This window comes from Leptospiraceae bacterium (assembly GCA_016708435.1).
GTDB lineage: Bacteria > Spirochaetota > Leptospiria > Leptospirales > Leptospiraceae > UBA2033.
In genome coordinates, this window is record JADJFV010000001.1 from 448,896 (window position 1) to 467,625 (window position 18,730).

General features: G+C 36.1%; 22 protein-coding genes. 11 read left to right on the top strand and 11 right to left on the bottom strand.

Annotated elements, in window-relative coordinates; translation table 11 throughout:
• Positions 1 to 28: 28 nt before the first annotated feature.
• From IPH52_02195 to IPH52_02210, 4 genes are all read right to left on the bottom strand, one after another.
• On the bottom strand, positions 29 to 1,192 hold the full coding sequence (locus tag IPH52_02195; GenBank protein ID MBK7053851.1) for a hypothetical protein: 1,164 nt from the start codon (positions 1,190 to 1,192) through the stop codon (positions 29 to 31).
• A 100-nt stretch (positions 1,193 to 1,292) separates the two neighbouring features.
• Positions 1,293 to 1,601 (bottom strand): type II toxin-antitoxin system RelE/ParE family toxin, encoded by a 309-nt coding sequence (locus IPH52_02200; protein MBK7053852.1) that lies wholly within the window; start codon positions 1,599 to 1,601, stop codon positions 1,293 to 1,295.
• Positions 1,567 to 1,857, bottom strand: coding sequence for a hypothetical protein (locus tag IPH52_02205; GenBank protein MBK7053853.1), 291 nt, complete (start codon positions 1,855 to 1,857; stop codon positions 1,567 to 1,569). The genes IPH52_02200 and IPH52_02205 overlap by 35 nt, the downstream gene beginning before the upstream one ends.
• A gap of 298 nt (positions 1,858 to 2,155) precedes the next feature.
• Complete coding sequence (locus IPH52_02210) at positions 2,156 to 2,557, bottom strand: 6-carboxytetrahydropterin synthase (protein ID MBK7053854.1); 402 nt, start codon at positions 2,555 to 2,557, stop codon at positions 2,156 to 2,158.
• A gap of 159 nt (positions 2,558 to 2,716) precedes the next feature.
• Here IPH52_02210 and IPH52_02215 point away from each other — a divergent pair, with 159 nt between their 5' ends.
• From IPH52_02215 to IPH52_02255, 9 genes are all read left to right on the top strand, one after another.
• Positions 2,717 to 2,908, top strand: coding sequence for a disulfide oxidoreductase (locus tag IPH52_02215; GenBank protein MBK7053855.1), 192 nt, complete (start codon positions 2,717 to 2,719; stop codon positions 2,906 to 2,908).
• Positions 2,909 to 2,981: 73 nt separating this feature from the next.
• Positions 2,982 to 4,019 carry a WYL domain-containing protein gene (locus IPH52_02220; protein MBK7053856.1) on the top strand — a complete coding sequence of 346 codons (1,038 nt, stop codon included), beginning with the start codon at positions 2,982 to 2,984 and terminating at the stop codon, positions 4,017 to 4,019.
• Complete coding sequence (locus IPH52_02225) at positions 4,016 to 5,299, top strand: adenylate/guanylate cyclase domain-containing protein (protein ID MBK7053857.1); 1,284 nt, start codon at positions 4,016 to 4,018, stop codon at positions 5,297 to 5,299. The genes IPH52_02220 and IPH52_02225 overlap by 4 nt, the downstream gene beginning before the upstream one ends.
• Before the next feature lie 85 nt (positions 5,300 to 5,384).
• On the top strand, positions 5,385 to 5,543 hold the full coding sequence (locus IPH52_02230; GenBank protein MBK7053858.1) for a hypothetical protein: 159 nt from the start codon (positions 5,385 to 5,387) through the stop codon (positions 5,541 to 5,543).
• A 51-nt stretch (positions 5,544 to 5,594) separates the two neighbouring features.
• On the top strand, positions 5,595 to 7,502 hold the full coding sequence (locus IPH52_02235; GenBank protein ID MBK7053859.1) for an ABC-F family ATP-binding cassette domain-containing protein: 1,908 nt from the start codon (positions 5,595 to 5,597) through the stop codon (positions 7,500 to 7,502).
• A gap of 5 nt (positions 7,503 to 7,507) precedes the next feature.
• On the top strand, positions 7,508 to 7,843 hold the full coding sequence (locus IPH52_02240) for a rhodanese-like domain-containing protein (protein ID MBK7053860.1): 336 nt from the start codon (positions 7,508 to 7,510) through the stop codon (positions 7,841 to 7,843).
• An 85-nt stretch (positions 7,844 to 7,928) separates the two neighbouring features.
• Positions 7,929 to 8,684 (top strand): hypothetical protein, encoded by a 756-nt coding sequence (locus IPH52_02245; GenBank protein ID MBK7053861.1) that lies wholly within the window; start codon positions 7,929 to 7,931, stop codon positions 8,682 to 8,684.
• Between the two features lie 127 nt (positions 8,685 to 8,811).
• Positions 8,812 to 9,360 (top strand): hypothetical protein, encoded by a 549-nt coding sequence (locus IPH52_02250; GenBank protein ID MBK7053862.1) that lies wholly within the window; start codon positions 8,812 to 8,814, stop codon positions 9,358 to 9,360.
• A complete protein-coding gene (locus tag IPH52_02255; GenBank protein ID MBK7053863.1) occupies positions 9,335 to 11,281 on the top strand; it encodes a putative Ig domain-containing protein in 1,947 nt (648 codons plus the stop codon). The genes IPH52_02250 and IPH52_02255 overlap by 26 nt, the downstream gene beginning before the upstream one ends.
• Positions 11,282 to 11,314: 33 nt before the next feature.
• Here the strand turns inward: IPH52_02255 and IPH52_02260 are convergent, their stop codons facing one another.
• From IPH52_02260 to IPH52_02290, 7 genes are all read right to left on the bottom strand, one after another.
• Positions 11,315 to 12,040: a hypothetical protein gene (locus IPH52_02260; GenBank protein MBK7053864.1), complete on the bottom strand. Its 726-nt coding sequence runs from the start codon at positions 12,038 to 12,040 to the stop codon at positions 11,315 to 11,317.
• Between the two features lie 260 nt (positions 12,041 to 12,300).
• Positions 12,301 to 13,335, bottom strand: a complete 1,035-nt coding sequence (locus IPH52_02265) for a serine/threonine protein kinase (protein MBK7053865.1) — start codon at positions 13,333 to 13,335, stop codon at positions 12,301 to 12,303.
• A gap of 3 nt (positions 13,336 to 13,338) precedes the next feature.
• The gene (locus IPH52_02270; protein ID MBK7053866.1) at positions 13,339 to 14,271 is read right to left on the bottom strand and encodes a hypothetical protein; all 933 of its coding nucleotides are present in this window, start codon (positions 14,269 to 14,271) and stop codon (positions 13,339 to 13,341) included.
• Positions 14,271 to 14,660, bottom strand: coding sequence for a hypothetical protein (locus tag IPH52_02275; GenBank protein ID MBK7053867.1), 390 nt, complete (start codon positions 14,658 to 14,660; stop codon positions 14,271 to 14,273). Before IPH52_02275 ends, IPH52_02270 begins: the two co-directional genes overlap by 1 nt.
• A gap of 144 nt (positions 14,661 to 14,804) precedes the next feature.
• Entirely contained in the window at positions 14,805 to 15,137 is a 333-nt protein-coding gene (locus IPH52_02280) for a hypothetical protein (protein ID MBK7053868.1), read from the bottom strand.
• Positions 15,130 to 15,636 (bottom strand): sigma-70 family RNA polymerase sigma factor, encoded by a 507-nt coding sequence (locus tag IPH52_02285; GenBank protein MBK7053869.1) that lies wholly within the window; start codon positions 15,634 to 15,636, stop codon positions 15,130 to 15,132. The genes IPH52_02280 and IPH52_02285 overlap by 8 nt, the downstream gene beginning before the upstream one ends.
• 89 nt (positions 15,637 to 15,725) lie before the next feature.
• The gene (locus IPH52_02290) at positions 15,726 to 16,124 is read right to left on the bottom strand and encodes a hypothetical protein (GenBank protein ID MBK7053870.1); all 399 of its coding nucleotides are present in this window, start codon (positions 16,122 to 16,124) and stop codon (positions 15,726 to 15,728) included.
• 231 nt (positions 16,125 to 16,355) lie between these two features.
• Here IPH52_02290 and IPH52_02295 point away from each other — a divergent pair, with 231 nt between their 5' ends.
• Both IPH52_02295 and nosZ read left to right on the top strand, forming a co-directional pair.
• A complete protein-coding gene (locus tag IPH52_02295) occupies positions 16,356 to 16,823 on the top strand; it encodes a cytochrome c (protein MBK7053871.1) in 468 nt (155 codons plus the stop codon).
• Positions 16,820 to 18,727 carry a Sec-dependent nitrous-oxide reductase gene (gene nosZ / locus IPH52_02300; GenBank protein ID MBK7053872.1) on the top strand — a complete coding sequence of 636 codons (1,908 nt, stop codon included), beginning with the start codon at positions 16,820 to 16,822 and terminating at the stop codon, positions 18,725 to 18,727. Before IPH52_02295 ends, nosZ begins: the two co-directional genes overlap by 4 nt.
• The last annotated feature ends 3 nt before the right edge of the window (positions 18,728 to 18,730 follow it).

Here is an 18,730-nt window from a genome sequence, read left to right on the forward strand (position 1 = left end):
AATAAAATGTATTTCATTGAGGTGTTCCTTAAGGAGTGTAGATTTCGGAGATTTTAGAATCATTTGTTGAGTATCTGCCATTTATCAATACCCGTCCATCCTGTAAAGTAGTGGCTAATGGAAAATCTTTTGCCACTCGCATATTTCCTAAGAAATTAAGAGTATTAGTATTTGGATCATAAACATTAAGCTCTTTGATACTATCTAGATTGGCAACACCGCCCACTAATAAAACACGTCCATCTTTTAAAGAAGTGACTGCGAAACTACTAATACCGCGTAGTGATATTTGCAAAATAGAACAAATATTTGTAGATGTATTAAAAATCTGTAATATCTTCGGACTACCATTATCAGCAATAAAAACATTTTTATTGGAAAGTAGGACAGCAGTATTTCGATTCGTATTTTGACAGGCAGAATTAGGTAAAGTAGTAAATAATCCAGTGGATGGATTGTAAACTTCTGCGATAGTTATTCTATTTCCCAAACTATCGAATCCGCCTGTAATCAAAACAGTTCCATCAGCCAGCAAGGTCGCATTATGTGTTCTTCTCGCATAATTCATATTACCCGTGCTTGTAAAAACTCCTGTAGTTGGGTCGTATAGTTCTGCACTAAGCAAAGGGGAAGAGGAACTTGTTTGGTAACCACCGGTAACTAATACTTTGCCGTTCGTTAATAAAGTTGCAGCGTGAGTATTCCGAATAGCCTGAATCATACTTCCCGTATTTGAAAATATTGATGTAGCTAAATCAAAAACTTCTACCGTAGAAAGATTTCCTCCTAAAATTAAAATTTTACCATCCTGTAATTTAGTTACAGTATGTGATGTGCGAATCACTGTTCTATTGGGAATAACAGAATAATTTAAGGCATTTGGATCAAATATCTCAGCACCATTTCCAACAACTAGCACTTTACCATTATCCAATAAAATCGCTCTTGGATTTGTATGAGTTAAATACATACTACCCGCTTGCGTTGTAACGATATTTAGATTTGGAGGAAGGTTTGCAAAATAAGTAAACACAGAAAAGTTTCTTTTGTTGTTTTTGGATTGTGGATTTTCTACATTACAGAAGCAAAGAGAGATTAGAAAGACTGCAAAGAGGATATTTACACTTAGCCGCTTGGCTGTTAAATTACAATACTCACCGAATTGATACAAAGAACTTTTTTTCCGATTCATGATTTTAGCTTATTCTCCTTTCTCTAGGAAAATAAAACTTGTAGTTCCTGTCTATGATTATTAATGAATACTGTTTTTTTTTACAATAGACTTGAGTGGGTTATTGATTTTTATCCACTCTTTCCTTAAAAGATTCGGGGTTTCTACTCTTATGCCAGATTGCGACAATAGAGACAAAAGTATTTTCATTGGTGTAGAAAATATAAAATGGAAATTTCTTAATCGATGCTTTTCTATAATTATTATGAAATTTTGGATTTGAATCTGGTCGTTCTGAAATTTGTTCTATCTTTTCAAAAACATTCTGAAAGAATCTTTCACCAACTCCTTCTTGTTGTTTTTCATACCATAGAACTGATTCTTTTAAATCCTGCTTAGCCTCTGGCTCTAATCTGTATTTTCCTGCCAAGCTCAACCTCCAATTCATTTGCAACATCTTCCATACTAAAGCCTGGATGAGGATTATTCTTTATGCGTGCAGCTCGAATGTCTAATTCTTCTTTAAATGCTTTTTCTAATTCAGGGCTAATTTTTTGCTCTTCGTCTTCTTCTTGAATGATTAGAATAATTTTTTGAATCCCCGGCAAGAAGGTTACATTCTTTGGAAGCTTTAAATATACTTGCCCATCATTCTGAATCTCTGCAATCGTTTCGATACTCTTCATAGTTCATATCCTAAATACGAAATCTCTTTACGCAAGACTTTTTTATTGAACACGCCTAGGTTGACATTTACATATAACCAATCTAAGAGCGACATAGAAGCCAAATTCGGCTTCTATGTGGCTTCTATGTCAGTTCAAGGTCAGTCCTAGGTAAAAAGAAACTAAAACCACTTTCTAACCAATCTGTCCGCTGTGTATCAACTAGATTTGTCAATCTTCGCCCTCAAAGTATTTCTGAATCTCAGCGGGTAATGGTAAAAACCTTATCTCCTTCTCTGTGCCTCGGTGGCAAATCTTCCTAGACCGGTTCGAAGTAAGCTAAGTTCTCTGGTCCTTCGTGAATTACAATTCTATCGACTTTGCCTTTTGCTTTTTTGACTTCTGCTTTGAGTCCAGAATAAAACCAGCGAGCGATGTTTTCAGAGGTTGGATTAATTCCTTTGAAGTCTGGGTGATCGTTGATTAGAATATGATCGATTGATTGTATAAGCTCCGCCAACTTTTGCTTAGCCGTTAGGAAGTCGAAACTGATACCATCGGGACGGATGTTTTCTTTTCCCGAGAGAAATATTTCTACTTTCCAGGAATGACCATGACAGGCTTCGTCACTTCCGTCTGCATAGTATTTGTATAAATAGTGCGCTGACTCAAAACGCGCTTCGATTCGAATATAGAATTTGCCTTTTTCTTTGTTGAACATAATTAGATAAAGGTCTTTTTGAGGACAATCTGTCAAATGAAACAGGGATAAAAAAAAATTTCTTAGTTGAACTATTTAGAATCGGTCTAAACTAGTAATATATTTTTCAAACTCTGGAGGTTTGGTGTGATTCAATCTGCACAAAAATTTTACAAAGAAATGACTGTTGGGGATGCAATGCAAGTTCATCCAGAAGCTGGTCTTGTTTTCTCTAGCTATCATCTTGGTGGATGCTCTCATTGCTCTATCAATGAAATCGAAACTATCGAGCAAGTTTGCCAGGGCTATGGTGTAGAAGTAGAAGTGCTTCTAGATAGTCTAAACAATCTGTTCGCAGAAGACGAAGCATAGTCGCTGCTCTTAAAGCGGGAATGAATTTAACTTTCCCGCTTTTCTTTTCTCCCTTCCCTTTTTTACATATATAATGAAAGACAAAGAAGACATTCAATTAGGAATTGATCCTAAACCTATTAATGAAACAGAAGAGCGGCAACTCAGTCTTTTGCTCAACTTAATAAGAAATCGTCAGGGTTTGTCCTTTGTTCAACTTCGTCAGATTATGAAGGAATACTATTCCAATTCCAATCTCGAATCCGATCAAAAGAAATTACAAAGAGACATTGATGAATTAAAAGAAAATGGATTCTCCATAAAATTCCACAAAGTATCGCATGAGTCTATGGAGTATAACGTCTATCGAATGGATGATTCCCAAAGAGATGCTCGCATTCAAATGACAGAGGAAGAGCTAAGAAAATTTTCCTTCTTAGTTCTCAAAAAGTCAGAAGAGATAGCGTCTAATGAACTGTTTACCGCTTCTCAAAAAATATTTTCTCGTGATCTTCAACATTTTCCTAGTATCAAGAAAAAACCTTCAAATGAGAATACAGTGAATGAGGAAGAAATTTCTGAAATTTCAGAGAATCTCTATAAAATCATGACTGCTATCAAAAATAGAACTCCTCTCAAAATCGAATATTTCAAAACAAATCCGAAAGAAAGTCATCAGCGCGAAATTGAGCCATTGCAAATCATCAAAAGAAATTCGGAAGACTTTTACTTAATCGTATTTGATCGAGAAAAAAAAGAAAAGCGTCGATTTCTAATTCCCAAGATTCTAAAGATTTCCGAAATGAGCGGCGAATTCCTATTTAACGGTAAGATAAATGAAAACGATTTGAATTACCATGCACTCAATTTTAATGTGCATGAAGCGGAGTCTTTAGAGATTACCTGTAGCCCGGAAAATTCCTGGAAGCTAGAAAAATTTTTATATCCTCACCCCTTTAAAAAAGTAGTAAATACTTTTCTATTAACCACAACTAATCGTTCTGCCTTATTTAGTTTTATTTTAAAAGAAAATGATTGCATTGAAAGTGTAAATTCGGAAATTTTCGTTCGAGAATTGCAAGAGTTCTTATCTAAAATTAAGAACAATTATACGAATAGTCCTGCCTTATGATTACAACCAAAGAATTACTACTCGAAAGAGAAATTAAGGGGCTAAAGTTTATTAGCTACTTCCGATTATTTTTCGTATTTGTCAATATTAGTATCACAATGATAGTTGCCAAGAGTTTGATGGAAAGAGTGGCTGTGGGGTTAATTTCTATTATATCTTTCATTGCTACTTTTTATTTTATCTATCTCCTAAAGCAAAAACGGAATCTGTCTTTTATTGGGATAATGAGCGCTATCCTCGATGTTTGTGTGTTGGCTTGCCTTCCTTATATCTGGCATGAATCGGTAGGTGGCGATTCAGTTTCGAGGGCTTATATGCTAAAAGCTCCGACTTATGTTTCTATGTATTTTGCGATTTTAATCATTCATAGTTTTACAATCAGACCACAGTATCCCTTAATTATCGCCGGCGGGGTTACCTTTTTTTCTCTCATACTATTTTTTTATGCAAAGCAAGATACACGAACTATTATATCAAGTGACTTTGTAACTCATATGCTTGGTAGCACAGTTAGTGGAGAATTTTATTTTTCTACTCTTTTGACATTTGTATTTTCAGGTTTAATTCTATCCTTCTTTACTTATCAATCTAGAAAGCTTATCTATGAAGCAGTCAATTTAGAAGTAGCCAAGATGCAAGTAAGTCGTTACTTTTCGCCTAACGTATTTGATAAGATAGCCACTTCTGATGAGAGTCTTGTAAATTCTTCTGGAAGAAAACAAGACGTAGCCGTTATGTTTACGGATATTCGAGATTTTACCACACTGAGCGAAAGTTTAAAGCCTGAAGATGTTGTAGAACTTTTAAAAGAGTATCATGCAAAGATGGTAAATATTATTTTTGAAAATGGTGGCACTCTAGATAAATTCATCGGAGACGGAATCATGGCAACTTTCGGAACTCCTGATCCAAAGCCAGACGACGCTTACAGAGCAGTAGTCGCAGGTCTTGCCATGAAAAAAGCGTTAGTCGAACTCAATGCCGATAGAAAGAAAAAGGGTTTATCAGAATTGCGAATCGGGATTGGAATTCATTTTGGAAGTGTAATTGCCGGAAATATTGGAACCGAAAACCGGATGGAATACACTGTCATCGGTGATACTGTGAATCTAGCAAGTCGCATCGAAAGCAAATGCAAAGAGCTTAAAACTGATTTCTTAATTTCCGAAACCGTAAACGCTCAATTAAATGACCGCATTCCTACTCGAAACGTCGGCGAACACTCCGTCAAAGGAAAGTCCCAAGTCGTTACTTTGTATGAAGTTATGTCAATTTCTTAAGGTTAGGCTTTAGCCTTATCCGTTTCAAAAAAGGAATGACGTTTGACCGTTTCTGTAAATTCTGGTAGTAGAGGAAACCATAACCATGTCTGACGAGAACAAAGAAAAGAAAAACAAGAAAATTTCAAAAATGAGCCCAGCAGAGTTAGATGCTGCTTTGAAAAAAGCTACTGATAACAAAAATTCTGATTTATCAAAATATGTAAAACATATCAATCAGAGAAAAGCAGAATTAAAAAAATAATCTCCGCCTAAAGGAGCGTAACCGCGCTCCACTCGCATTTTGTAAACATCCTTGATTCAATTTATAAATATTCGTCACCAATATGGAGCTAACGTTTTATACGATGGTTTCTCTTGGCACATCAAGCCGAACAGCAAAGTTGGATTAGTCGGTCCCAATGGAGCGGGTAAGACTACTTTGTTTCAAATGGCTGCCGGCTTAATTAAACCGGATGGCGGAGAATTAGTTCGTGCAAAGGATACAGTCATTTCTCTCTTTCATCAAATACCAAATTTTGATGAAGAAAAATCTGTCATAGACACTGCACTCATTTCCAATACACTTTATAAAAAATACTTAGAGCGAAAAGAAGATATCGACAAACGCTTCGAAACCACAAATCATGAGAGTGAAGAATTTGAAAAACTTCTAACAGATCAAGCAGAGCTAGAAGATTTTGCGCATACTCACGATTTGCACAACTTAGAAATTAAAGCAAAGAAAATTTTGAGTGGTCTTGGTTTTAAAGATGATGCCTACACAAGACAAGTAAAGAATTTTTCTCCAGGTTATCATCATAGAATTGGTTTAGCGATTGCGCTACTTAATCCTTACAATTTACTTTTACTCGATGAACCAACAAATCACTTAGATGATACAACCAAAGAATGGCTTCGTGATTTTTTAAAATCAATCAAGACTACATTTGTAATTGTTACTCACGATCCAGAATTTCTAAATGATGTAACAGATACCATTGCAGAAATTTCTCTCAAAGGTATAATCGAGTTTCGTGGAACACTCGAAGCATTCTTAGAAGAAAAAAATGAGCTGCATGAAAAACTAAAAAATCAATTCAAGAAAGAAGAAGCCTATCTCAAAAAGAGAATGGAATGGATTGATCGTTTTAGAGCACAAGCAACAAAAGCAAAACAAGTGCAAAGTGCGATTAAAAGATTAGATAAGCGAGATAGTGTTGACAATCCAGAGGATATTTTTTGGAACAAAAAACCTAGCTATCGGTTTAATCATATTCCAGATGGGAAAATTACATTTCGTTTAGAGAATGCAAGTTTCCAATATGAAAAAAATGGAAAGGTAATTTATAAAGATGCAGATTTAGAAGTATCCGCTGGTGATAAGATTGCACTTGTTGGTCCAAATGGTGCGGGTAAATCTACTCTTATGCGCTCCATACTCGGCAGACACACATTAACCGCTGGATCGATTTACTTCGGTCCTAAAACTAAGATTGCTTATTTTTCACAGACTCATGGGGAAGATTTGCATCCCTCGCTCAATATGCTTGAGTCTATTTTAAAAGTATATCCAGCTATGTCAGATGAAGCAGTTCGAAATATCTTAGGACATTTTTCATTTTCTGGTGATACGATATACAAGAAAGTATCCGCTATGTCGGGTGGTGAGCAGAGTAGGCTTAGAATGGCACTTATGGTCTTAACTCCAGCCAATTGCCTATTCATGGATGAGCCTACAAACCATTTGGACATGGTTACGCGTAACGCATTAAAACATGCTCTGATTGATTTTCCTGGCTCATTATTTATCATCAGTCATGATCCTGATTTCTTGAAAGGTCTTTGTGATAGAACCTTTGAATTATCCGGCGGTGTATTAAAAAATTTAAATTGTTCCTTCGATGATTATTTAAAATTTCACAAAGAAGGAGTTTACGGAGAAGAAAGTCAAGCGACCAAGCCTGTTCGTCAAAAAGAAACGAATGCGAGTAAGAATAATGATAAAAACCGCTTAAAGAAAATTCAGAAAGAGATAGATGAAATTGAAGCACGACTAGATTTATTGGAAAAAAATAAAAAACATTTAGAAGAACTTTTAGCAGATCCCGGATTTTTTAAAAATAGAAGTTATCAAACTGAATTGGACAATTACAATGAAACGAAAAAAGAGATTGCCAATTTAACAGAAAAGTGGGAAATTTTAAGTGAGGAAATAAATTAATGAACATTAGTCCTGAAGAGCTTAAAAGAAAGTTAGGCGAAAGAGAAAAAGGAAACGATGATTTTATTTTAGTGGATGTTAGGAACCCGAATGAACAAGAAATCGCAGTAATTCCAGGAACAGACTTATTAATCCCATTGCACGACTTTGATTTAGAAATGTCAAAATTAGAATCATATAAAAAAGAGGGAAAGGAAGTCATAGTATACTGTAGAAGTGGTGGTCGATCCACAACTGCTTACGGAAAGTTAAAACGAAACGGCTTTACTAAAGTGTCTAATTTGGAAGGAGGAATTCTTTCCTACTCCGATGAAGCAGACCCGTCTATCCCAAAGTATTGAGTTTAAAAATATTAATTGAAAATCTAGGATAATAAATCAGTTTTCTGATTTACCTAAAAAAATAGGAAGGTAGGATGATGATTCTATGCAGCTAGTTTTGTTAATTGAGACAGACTTTTATGCTTTAAAAGAATACGAAGGTCATCTTTCGGGCAATCGGTTTCGCCTAGTTGATACCGTTAGTGCAAAGAAGGGACTTGAATACGCAAGATCAGCCCCTCCTGATTTAATCATCATTGGATTTCAAGCACAAGAAAGAGACACAGCAGAAACTTTAATTTATCTAAAAAAAGAGCCCATTACAAAACATATTCCTGTTCTAGCACTAATACCAGATTTGAATGTTCCATTCTTAGAGTATCTTCAGAAGATCGGTATCGCAGGTTATTTACCTAAACCGGTAAAACAAAATGCGTTAGTGCAAAAGGTAAACGAACTACTCAGCATATCCGAAAATATTCGCGCCAATATAATCAAAGAAACTGTTCATCACGTAGCTGTAGCACTTAATAATGATGAGCGGGTAGTCATTATTTTCCGCTCAGGTATTAAAAATTATGTGCTGCCTGAAATTCGTAGAGTAATCAATCATGATTTCATAAAAAACTCAATCAACAAACATATTGCATTTGACCTACGCACATTACCAGAAATCACTCTAGAGGAAATGCAAATACTAGAAAAGATTCTAAAACTATTTGGGAAAAAACGAATCGGTCTTATCACTGGAACTCATATGGGAAATATTATGAAGCATAGTGATTTACCCGATCACATCAATCTATTTCTTTCTATGGAAGACTACGAACTGTTTTTACAAAATCCAGACCTAGACGAGTAGAATTTTCTAATCAAGTCGTTAATCGTTGGCTAGACTTACGAGATCCTTGTCCAATAAATAAATTAAGAAAGAATTATTGACTTTATAGAGTCTGAAAGTATTACACATTAATGTCAGGAGAAAATCTATGCGAAACCTATTTGTTTTAATTTTAATTTCCTTATTCACTTTCTGTAAAGGGTCTACCAATTCTGAGGAAGACAAGAATTCTATTTTAACAAATTTAGGCATTATGTCACAAAGAAGCAATCGTCTCACCATTTCTGGAACGGCGGTTAAAGGGATAGTAAAAAATGCAATCGTTACAGTCAGTTCTCTGAATAAAGACGGTAGTTGCAGTGCTTCTTCCATTTTAGCAACGGAAACAACCGATGAGTTAGGGAATTATTCATTGGTTTATAACAAAACAGGTTCAGTGGTATGTTTGACTGTGGCCACGAATCCAAACGGAAAGACTTCCCTTTTCGATGAGAAAGCAAATTCAGACGTTTCTGTTCCAACGACTTCTACTTTTAAATTGGTAACAATCCTTCCAGAAAGCAAGATAATCAATAATAACCGCAAGAATGCAATGGTTTCTCCTTTTTCGAAATTATTAGCTAAAAGGTTACAGTATCTAATCAAGCAAGCGGGAGAGGGAGCTAATGTAAGTGCATTACATAAAAAAAGCAAGTAAAGAAATTGTAGTGCGATTTGGACTTCAAAGTGGTCTATCGGCGTCTTCAGGAAAAGCAAATCCAAGCCCTAGAGCGTCTACTACGAGTATAAACGAAATAAATTATCCTGAATTGGATGACATACTATTAGAATTAGACAATCCATCGAGTCCTTTGACCGCAAAATTCATTTCAATTTTAGTCGGTTTCTCTCATTTAGCAAATAAATATAAAAAGGGAGCAACTATTTCAATAGATGATATTGATGCGATGATCGAAGCATTTGCTGTTGATTTCGAAGATGGAATATTTGATGGCAGAGGGATCGATGGCAATCCAATAATCGTTGGAGTTTTCCCGAATCAAATAATTTTTTCCAATAATACACTTACTACAATACTTCTTCCTGGGATTACGAGTTATTTTGCGGATGGAGGTAAGTTAACAATAGGCAGACCAATTTCTAATACGTTACCCGCTACGTCAACAATCACATCTGCCCAGATCGCAAGCCAAATTGAATTTGTGGACACAACACCAATTATTTCGAGTGCAGAACCTACGTCGACTCCAATACCTACGCCTACAGTACCAACACCGGTGACTGTAACTACTCCTACATCCGCAGCGCCGAGTGCAATGAGTTATTCGGGATCACCATTCAATCTTACAACTAATCTAGCAATGAATCCTATTTTGCCGACAGTCACTGGAACTATCATTAGTTGTGCGGTTACTCCTGTTTTACCTGCAGGATTAGTTTTTAATATTACCACTTGTCAGATAGCAGGGACACCAACGCTTGCACAAGGGGCTACTAGTTATACTATTACAGCGAGTAATAGTTTTGGGAGCACAACAGCAACTATTAGCATTGCAGTAACGAATAGTGCTATCTTAACAGGTGCTACACCATCTTCATATAGCACACGGTATGGAGATTTTGAATTGAATGGAAATTTTTATTATAAGATTCTGAATGGCACAGAGTATTTAGTAAAAGTAAATGCAGCAGGTCAGTACGACTCAGGCTTTGGTACTGCCGGAAAACTAAGTATACCAATAAATGGAACAAATTTCCTCGCTTGTGGCGGTAAGGTTTTCGGACTTAGCGTAACAGGTGGAAATTACCGAATACATAAATTCAATGATGCCGGTGCTGGTTCTATAGCGACTGCTGTGGATAGTATTGGAGTAACCACAGGAAATGGATTGAATCAGATGTATTGTATAGATGGAATTATTTATCTAGCGGTCATTGACAATGGTGCTCCGGCAACAGGAACAGGATTAATGAAGTTTGATACAAGTTCAGAAACTTTTACAGTTCAATTTATAAATTACACAAACCAACAAATATCCGCAGTATTCAAAGACTCTGCAAGTCAACTCTGGATACAAAAATCAAGTGCTCCTCAGTTTTCAAAAATAAATGCGAGTTTAGGTCTAGTTGCAGGAGGGGAGAAGACTGCCAGTCTCATTGGATCTCTTTATTATATATCAACAACGGATTTGTGTTTTGTTTCTAGAGCGAATGCAAGTGATGTAAGTGCTATCTTCATAGGAACTGTTGATGATTTCTTGGTTGATATAGCCGACGGTACGTTGAATGGCGCAAGTGTTAAAAACTTAGCTATCCACCAAGCTGGAAAGAATAAAAACTCTTCCGGAATTGTTGCAGCTCGTGGTGGGAATAAAATATTTATCATGGACTATTATTTGAATGTTACACCATATGAATTTGCAACAAGCTTGTTTGATTGGACTACAGCAACCATTGCTCCACAGTTTAATGCAGGATCAATCCAGACACTGACATATACTCCGTATGACAACTTCAATGGTAGAAACAACGCTCATTTGACTTTTGCGCAGGGTTATTTTTATTTTGTTTATCAAAAGGTAGGTGGAGCAATCATAGTGGATAAATTCCTGCCGTGATTTCTTTTAACTCACCCTTTACAAGTCAGGTGATTATTTATTATTATCCGCTGCAAAATCAGTATCACTTCCCCAGAAATAATTCACTTGCTCAGTTGAGTAATATTCTTGTTTGTCGCCAGTGGATTGAATACTAAATAGTTTGTCAGTTCTATTGTTTTTGCGATTTCGATTCTTCGCATCTAAAATAATCTTATAACACTCATCTTTCCAAAACATATGAGGACAGCCCATGAGATGATATCCTTCATGGATGAGAGTGGAGCTAGGACTTGTAAATAGAAGCTGTAAAAGAGCGGCATACTTTGATTTGACGAAACCACGGGTATTTGTGTATGACTCTACTGCTCCATGGACTTCTAATTTAATTCCTACGCCATAGAAAATTCCGAGCGTCATAACTTCATAAGCAATATCTCCCCAAGTTCTCCCCACCATATAGACGATACGATCACAATCGGGACCAAGCTTATACTTCCGTAGTTGGTCTAATACATCCGTTCCGAAAAAAGCAAATCGTTCCACCTTCTTAGTTTTCTTGAATTGTAATTTGATTTTATATAAGGCTAATTCTTGCGCCCAATCTATTTCTAGGTCGGCTACTTCTGATTTGCTGATAGTGTCTTCGTAGAATACGCATACATTTAAGGTTTGCTCTTCTCCAAAGTCTATCGCATTTCGAACTTTATTATCATGAAACCCAACAGTCGTGCAATTAGTAAGGCTAAAAACTAAACATAAAGCAAAAATTAATTTCATCAATGTTCCTTTAGTCTTTTTGTATTTAGAAGAGATTTCAGTCTGTCGCTGAATACGGTCATTTCGAACCAATGAATTCAAAGTTTACACTACGACTATTCAGTGTGTGAGAAATCTATTTAGCTTAAAGCGATTAATACTTGTAAGTTCTAAGATAGATAGACCTCTCACATCGCCTGCTGATAGAGAGCAAAGCGAAAAGGTGGAAGATATTCGAGGTGACAGTATTGACAGCCTGTTTGGTAACTTGGTTATTTTATTCACATATCCCAGAAAAAATCTTTGTTGGTAAGAGGCAACTCTTCTTTTACCTCTGAAATTATATCATTGGAGGAAAAACTTTCTCCGCTGTAAATAAAGCCAAGTTGTATTTCTAAGTCTTTTATTTCTTTTGTCCAATACTCTTCGTCACCAAAATGAGGAAATGCATTTGGAAATGATGGATCTTCCCATCTACGAGCAATCCAGGCTGAGTAATGAATGTATCTTAATGCGCGGAGAACTTCGATTAGCCGAAGGGAAGAATCATTGAATTCTCTAAATTCTCTATAGCCTGATAACAAAGCTTCTCTTGCAACTATGCCTTCAGCGTTTTGTGGGGGCAATACCATCCAAATATCTTGGACAGCAGGACCGGATAAGAAATCATCAAAATCAAGAAAGAAAAAACCGTTTTCTCCTTTTAGAATATTTCCCTTATGACAATCCCCATGAATTCGAATGAATGGTTCCTCTTCTAAAAAGGATTCATATATCTCACAAACTTCATTTACTAACTCTGAATATTTCTTTTGAAGGGTAATCGGAATAAACCCCTTCTCTATCACAAAGCGCAATGGCTCGATACCGTATTTCTTTGCAGTTAATTGGTTTCGATGTTTGGATTGAGTAGAAGCACCAACGTTGTGTAATCTCCCAAGATACCTTCCGAGCATTTGTAGCTCTTCTATCGTTAATTCTTCGGGTGCTCTACCACCGGTTCGATTCCATATAGCACAGTAGATACCTGCTTTTTCAAAGAGACTTTTACCTTGAAAAATTCTTGGCGCGCAGACTGGAATTTCATTCTCCTGCAAATCAAAAAGAAAACCATGCTCTTCCAATATTTGCTCTTTCGTCCAACGTCCCGGTCGATAGAATTTGACGACAATATTTTCATCTGCTTCTAATCGCACACTATATACTCTATTTTCTAAACTGTTCAGCGCAAAGCAATGACCGGTTGGGTTGAGTCCAAGACTTTCTACTAAATGCAAAATTATATCAGGAGTTAAATTGAAAAAATCTTCCGTTATCACTTATTCTCTTGTTAGCTTATGAAATAATTCACTCAGTAAAAAATGCTCTAAGCCAGGAATGTTTTTATGCAAATGATTTTTAAAGTTATAAAGCATTTCAATTTGAGCGGAATTATCTTCAATGTTTTCTTTGCTAAATTCATAAATCATAATCGTAGAGACTAGCTCTAAAAATTCTGTGTAATCAAAATCTTCCGTCCACTCAGGATGATCGTCTTTGTATTCGCGTATCCAATTTTCTAATTGTAAAAGTAAAATTGAATCCTTTAAATTCTTTGAAATCATTTCGCGGGTAAGCGTAATTACCTCACTCGGAATATCGTAGGGAATTAAACTTCCACCAAAAAAATCTTCACGATACAATTGCAAATCTGCACTGAGACTTTGTAGAACTTGCTTGTTTAAGTATTGAAATGGAATACAGATTGCACGGCTAATAATAGTTTGCTTCAATTTCATTAAATCGTCTACAATAAAAATGAATCTAGAATGCGCCGGCGGTTCTTCGAGTGATTTTAGAAGAGCAGATTCTGCTTCATTATTAATCAAACTTGCATCGGGAAATAATATAATTCGATATTTGGATAAATGCGGTCTATAATTGAGGCGTCTATTCTGTAACCAACGAACAGTAAACTCGGCAGGCTCTTTATCATCCCCAATCGCAATTCTCTGATTCGAAGGGAATACAATAAAGTCAGGGTGTTGATTATTGATAAAAGATTTGCAAGATTGACAAATACCACAACCAGTCCCGGTTAAACAAAGTATATGGCGAGAGAATCGTTCAGCTAACGCCCATTTCCCCACACTAGCGGGTCCGTAAAAGACTAAGAGCGGCGGAATCATATGAGGAGATTTCACATAATGCCGAATGTATTGTAAAGCAGTATCCTGCCCTTGAATTTCTTCTATGCTAAAATAGCTATTCATTACTTTAAAAGTTGATTTAGGTTTTGAATTGTCTTTCTCTGCGAGTAGAGGATATATCCGAGTAACCCCAGAACCAAAAGAAGCGCCAATCCATAAACTAGATTTAAACTTCGCAAGCGAGCTTGTTCTTCTTCGATAGCTTTTATACTCTCAAGATGTGATATGACTAAATAAAATTTGTCGATGTTTGGGTATTCTTTACGAGCAGAACTTCGAATCTGGGTAATGATTTCAGCAGAATCCTCTTTGCTTAATTTACTAATTGCATTGAAAGCTTCTGATTCTTGCATTTGCAAAAGCTCATTTGCGGTTAATTTGGTTTTGCCTTCTTGAGCAATTAATAAAATTGGAAATGTAAGTGTGATAAAGATAGTTAAGATTTTTTTCATAATTTTTGTATTAATCAAGTTATTCATGTTATTTCGAATTAGCAGCTTCCGAGTTTGCGCTGCGAGAAATCTATTTGGCAATACAACGATAGTATTAAGCAATATAGACCTCTCACTATAAAGCAGTTCGAGGTGACACAATGATTACCTTTCTGTATAGCCCAATTTCTCCTTTAATTCTTGCATGTAGGGAATTTTATAAACGATTAAAATCGCACCGGCTAAAATCGCATAGAACAAAAAAGAAATACATAATGTCCAAAGAATCGGATAAAAAAGACTAGCATCTTGCATTAAATCTAAATTTAACAGAACTAATACGATAGGCGAAACAAATAAAAGGGCTAGAGAATAGAGAGTATACTTTATATAATTGTAAGGTATGATTCTCGCAAAAAAACCTTTCTTTATTTTGTCAGAAGAAGGCTCGAAAGTAGCATATATATCTGGATTCGTAAAATATTTATTATCAATCATTGTCTTTTTGTAACCAATCCTTCATTAGCTCTTTACCGCGAAAGATATAACTTTTTAGTGTGTTGACTTTAATATCTAATTTTTCAGAAATTTCTTTGTATGACATATTTTCAAAATAATAAAGCATCAGCGGATTCTTATAGTTAGACGGTAAACGAGAAAGTAACGATGCTATCTTTGTGTTCATTTCTTGTTTTAAGATTTGCATTTCGGGAGTAATCTGTTCCCGCCATTTTTTAATTTTATCAAAGTATTTATTATGAACTTCCTCAACATCATCAGCAGAAATTTGCGGATTCGTGCTTTCTTTGCGGTGCTTCATTAGGATTTTGTTGCGAGCAATGGAATAGACCCATGTGGAGAATTGTGATTCCCCTTTGAAGGTAGAAAGAGCTTCGAAAGCCTTTAGAAATATTTCTTGTGTTAAATCTTCTGCCTCTTCCTGATTTCCAGTATATTTAATTGCCTGTGAAAAAATCATCCCCTGGTATTTATCCATTAAAAATTCGAAGGCGGAAAAATCTCCTGCAAGAACAGACTGAATACAAAACCAGTCCGCGGGGTTACATAGAATTTGCCGTTCTTCCGTTAAGGACGCAGTTTGTAAAATGTCAATAGACTGAGACCGATCGCTAATGGGATTAACCCTCCTAACATAGCCAAAGAATTTCCTAAGACCATGATGAAAACTATTGCAAGCGTAAGTCCTGTAAATGTCAACAAAAGTCCTAGAAAAAAAGAATAGGCTCTGAAATCAAAATCAAAAGGCTTGTAAAGCCCCGTTCGAATCAATTCCAGTCTCTGTCTATGCCACATGAAAAAAATGAGACATAGTAGAGTAGAGCCAAAGACGATTCCAAAAATGGGAACAAGAAATAAAACGATTTTATATCCATTGTTTGGCTCGTGACTTGATTGAAGCAAATCTAAAATACTTTGAATATTCTGCTGCATTTGAAGTAGGATTTCTTTTTCTTCTGCACTCATCTTGAGATTCAATTCAAATTTATGTTTTCAGGAATGTCAAGCAGATAAAACTTCCGGCTCTCTCTTATCTAATAGTGAGGGATTTGTGTGAAAGCAAAGTGAAGGATGTTTTTACCCAATCCCCCTACTCTATAATAAACTTTATTTTTAAAAAAACAGTGCATTTGACATACATCAATTACCTAATTCACAAACCTCGGTATAGTAACAAGAAAGACTAGGAGTATGATTATGAAATTCATAAAGCAAATCATAACAATATCAATTATATTGATTTTGCCCTTTACATTCTGTAAGAAAGAAGGGGACGGAGCTGATTCAGGAACGAGTTCTGCAGTGGATGTAAATGGCAAGGGAATTGGTCCTGTCACCAAAGTTGACTTAGGTGATATTGACCAAGCCAAAGCGGCTAAAGGCAAACAGCACTTTGATACGAAGTGTAGTGCCTGCCATAAATTCGAAGAAAAAGTTGTCGGTCCACCTCTAGCCGGAGTTACAGAAAGAAGAAGCCCTGAGTGGATTATGAATATGATCCTAAATCCTGTAGAGATGACACAAAAAGATCCAGCGGCTATGGAGCTTTATGCGACGTATCTTGTGCAAATGACATTTCAAAATGTAAGTCAAGATGAAACAAGAGAGATATTGGAATACTTTAGACAAATGGATAACAGAAAAAATAAGAGGAGATTTATATGAGTAAATTAGTAAAAATTATATTCTTAGTTTCTCTCGTAGCAATTATCGCAAGCTGCGGAAAGAAACAAGGACAGGCATTGCTAGCGTCTAACGCTGCACAAAAGGTATATGTAGCACCAGGTGAAAAAGATGAAGTCTATGCTTTTATGTCCGGTGGATTTAATGGACAAATAGGTGTATATGGAATTCCATCTGCGCGACTATTTAAGATTATCCCCGTATTCTCCCTTTTTCAAGAAAACAGCTATGGATCGGATGAAGAAACCAAAGATATGCTTTTAACTTCTAAAGGATATGTTACTTGGGATGATTCACATCATCCAGAACTTTCTCTGACAAATGGAAACCATGATGGTAGATGGCTATTTATCAATGGAAACAATACACCTCGTATTGCTAGAATTGATTTAACAACATTTGAAACAAAAGAAATTATTGAAATTCCAAATACTGCGGGTAATCACGCTTCACCATTCTTAACGGAAAATACAGAATATGCGATGTCAGCAACTCGTTTTTCCATTCCAATTCCACAGAAAGACATTGCAATTGAGGAAATGGGAAAAGGTAAGTTTAACGGTTCAATTTCTATGATTAAAATTGATCCTAAAGATGGAAAAATGAGTGTAGAATTACAGATGTTAGCTCCTGCATTTAGTTACGATTTAAGTAGATGTGGTAAGGGTCCTTCTCATGATTGGTGCTTCTTTACAACATACAATACTGAACAGGCATTTCAGATGATCGAGGTAGGCGCTTCTAAGAATGATAAAGACTATGTGATGGCATTTAACTGGGTGAAGGCGAAAGCGTGTAAAGATGCAGGAAAAGCAAAAGATTTTTCCGGTGTCTATTATCATAATTACCTACCAGAAAATGCACCCGCAGTTGCAGAAAAAATGTCAGGTGTAAAATTGCTAGATCCAAAAGATTGTCCTGGTGTTGCTTACTTTTTACCGACTCCCAAAAGTCCTCATGGATCTGACGTTGACCCAAGTGGTGAATACATAGCAGCCGGAGGAAAACTTGCTTCTGTGATTGCAGTCCACTCTTACTCTAAATTGGTAAAAGCAATTGAAGATAAAGCAAACTTTTCTGGTGAAGTTATGGGAATTCCTATTATGAAATACGAATCAACTTTAGCTGGAGAGGTTAAGAAACCTTGTTTAGGTCCACTTCACACAGAGTTTGATAATAATGGATTTGCTTATACATCTTGCTTCGTAAGTTCTGAAGTTGTAAAATGGGATGTAAAATCAAGAGAAGTTGTGCAACATATGCCTGCGTTTTATAGCATAGGACACCTAAGTGTTGTAGGTGGAGATAATAAGAAACCTTACGGCAAATACCTAGTTGCCTTAAATAAAATTACGAAAGATAGATACTTGCCGGTTGGAATGGAATTAGCGCAAAGCGCACAACTATGGGATATTTCAGGCAGCACTGCTGAATTACTTTCCGATTTCCCTACAGTGGGTGAACCGCATTATGCGCAGATGATTCCCGCTGCGATGTTAAAAGACAAAACTAAAAAGATTTTTCCACTCGAAGAAAACAAACATCCTTATGGAATCAAATCTGAAAAAGATGCACGCATCGAGAGAAATGGAAACCAAGTTCATATCTACATGACTTCTATTCGTTCTCACTTCAAGCCAGATAAAGTTGAAGTAAAGAAAGGTGATATGCTACATTTCCATGTTACAAATTTGGAACAAGATTACGATGTCCCACATGGATTTGCAATCAATGGCTCTACATTGCCAAACTTACTCATCATGCCAGGCCAAACAAAAACTATGAAATGGGAAGCAAAAGAAGTAGGAGTTTATCCATTCTATTGCACTGACTTCTGTTCTGCACTTCACCAAGAGATGCAGCAGTATATACGAGTTAGCCCGTAGGAT